This window comes from Vibrio sp. V08_P9A1T1 (genome assembly GCF_963874405.1).
Lineage (GTDB): Bacteria > Pseudomonadota > Gammaproteobacteria > Enterobacterales > Vibrionaceae > Vibrio > Vibrio anguillarum.
In genome coordinates, this window is the sequence record NZ_CAWNIB010000237.1 from 1 (window position 1) to 2,040 (window position 2,040).

The following is a 2,040-nucleotide window of genomic DNA, read 5'->3' on the forward strand; positions in this document are numbered from 1 at the left end:
CGCTGGTCTATATGTATTAGCGGGGATTATGGGAGGACTGATAACGCTGTGTGGCGCCGTTGATAGCCATAAAAGACCAGTTAGCCGAAACACAAGAACCATGACGGTTAGAGTAGTGTAATGAGAGGTGAGCATCATATACTAATGCTCTATATATGCATAAGAATGAAGTCACAACTTCACCCACAACATGCTCTAATCTACATTCAGTTGTGTTCTGGTCATTCGGTATTCTCTTCGGTGCTCTTGAGTAGATAATCAGTCATCCAAGCAGTAGCCAGTAAACAGATCCAAACCACGAATACTGGGTTTGGTACATCACTTGTGGGCGAGACGACTAAGCTTGCAAAGCCTACCGTTGGAAGTGTCCAGCATAACAAACCATTCCAATTCACTGCGACTGGTTTGGATTGGGTTAAACTTTCCATCGACGCCATAATGCCAGTAATGCTTAACGCAACTAACACCGCATACGAGAAATCGGCCATCCATAGCGGTAGCAGTAACCCTAACGCCCACCAACGGTGCTTATTGGATGGCTTCCAGTGCGCAACCGACCACCAAACAACGATAACAGAAAGAGTCTGAATAACAGTAAGCCAGCCTGTACCGCCTAATTTCCCAGCAGATTGAGTAACGATGATACCGACTTGCAACGTCAGTACGATCAACGTGCTCACTAAGATAACGCCCATGCTACTGCGTTTAGAAAAGGCCACCGTCAACAAAGGCAGCAGCACCCAAACACTGACAGAAAGAGCGATTGGCTGATAAGATAAAGTGAAACCATAAGCGGTCATTGCAGCCAATAACAACACACCCGCGACGCCCCCTTGCGGTAAAATCCACAGCGCAGGGATCACGATGGCCAGCACGGGGATGTCCCCTTCGCTTAAACCTATGGCTCTTGCACAAACCACAGCCAACACGGTTGTGATTAAAAATTGAAAGGTAGAAAATAGCATGCCCTCTCCTTATACCGTTCCTTGGTAACTATCGAACTAGGACACTGCTAGTATGGACGAATTGTCAGCATGAACCAATTTTTAGCGCAGATTTTTGCAGTTATACATCAAATTCCCCCAGGAAAAGTGACAACCTATGGGGAAATTGCTCGTTTAGCAGGATACCCCGGCTACGCACGCCATGTTGGAAAAGCATTAGGTAACCTACCTCAAAACAGCCGATTACCTTGGTTTCGTGTGATCAACAGCAAAGGAGAGATTTCGCTGAAAGGAGGGGATTTATTACGTCAACGACAAAAATTGATCGCCGAAGGCGTCGAAGTGAACGAGCATGGCAGAATAAAACTTCGATTATACCAGTGGCGCCCCTAAGCCCCTTTCGGTCAAGCGCCTTTCCCGCTTATCTAGCACGGGAAAGGGCTGTTTTACTATTTCTTGTTTTACTGTTTTTATAGTATTGCGTCTATTTTATTGCTTCTGTTTTTACTGTTTAACACCAACCAAACGCAAATCAACCCGTTTAGTGTTATTCTCATCAGTAATCACGGCGTAATGGGTATCCGTAATGAAGCGCAGTTTTCCATCTACTTCGATGCGAGCACTGACGCTGTAACGGTGGCGAGCATCAATTTTTCGGTTGTCGAATGCCAAGTCAAACTCAAGCGGCACTTGCATTCCGTTAGTTTCAAAGCGGTGTTTTGCGATCACTTTAGCGGGTGCATCAGCCAATGAAACATCTTGCAAAGTGATAGTGACAAGCGCCTTATCCGGCAGTGCGATACGCTCACGGTACGAAACCGTACCCATGATAGATTGAATATTGCTCTCGGAAGAGGTTGATTTTTGCGCTGACTGGCAACCCACAAGCATTAGACCCAAAACAGACGACATAATCAGCAACAGTGCCTTTTTCATAAGGATAAAACCTCAGTTATGGTGTTAGATAGGTGATGATTATAGGTTCGGTTTTATCTGCTGTCATGGTCGTCCATTTGGTATTAACAAGATATTGACTTAGTCAACAATGATAATAATTACATTAAGAATCTCGGTGAGGGTCTATGAGTAAACCATT

General features: G+C 45.0%; 3 protein-coding genes. 1 reads left to right on the forward strand and 2 read right to left on the reverse strand.

Annotation, left to right across the window (positions count from 1 at the left end; translation table 11 throughout):
* Positions 1-221 precede the first annotated feature (221 nt).
* A complete protein-coding gene (locus tag AACT21_RS09540; protein ID WP_013856445.1) occupies positions 222-965 on the reverse strand; it encodes a hypothetical protein in 744 nt (247 codons plus the stop codon).
* 69 nt (positions 966-1,034) lie between these two features.
* Here AACT21_RS09540 and AACT21_RS09545 point away from each other — a divergent pair, with 69 nt between their 5' ends.
* Positions 1,035-1,337, forward strand: a complete 303-nt coding sequence (locus tag AACT21_RS09545) for an MGMT family protein (protein WP_094164151.1) — start codon at positions 1,035-1,037, stop codon at positions 1,335-1,337.
* A 111-nt stretch (positions 1,338-1,448) separates the two neighbouring features.
* On the opposite strand, the gene AACT21_RS09550 is transcribed toward AACT21_RS09545, so the two are convergent.
* Positions 1,449-1,880, reverse strand: coding sequence for a YbaY family lipoprotein (locus AACT21_RS09550; RefSeq protein ID WP_094164152.1), 432 nt, complete (start codon positions 1,878-1,880; stop codon positions 1,449-1,451).
* Positions 1,881-2,040 lie beyond the last annotated feature (160 nt).

Bases quoted from the DNA above. Each gene is read 5' to 3' on its own strand.
- AACT21_RS09540 (WP_013856445.1), bottom strand. From the start codon at position 965: ATGCTATTTTCTACCTTTCAATTTTTAATCACAACCGTGTTGGCTGTG.
- AACT21_RS09545 (WP_094164151.1), top strand. From the start codon at position 1,035: ATGAACCAATTTTTAGCGCAGATTTTTGCAGTTATACATCAAATTCCC.
- AACT21_RS09550 (WP_094164152.1), bottom strand. From the start codon at position 1,880: ATGAAAAAGGCACTGTTGCTGATTATGTCGTCTGTTTTGGGTCTAATG.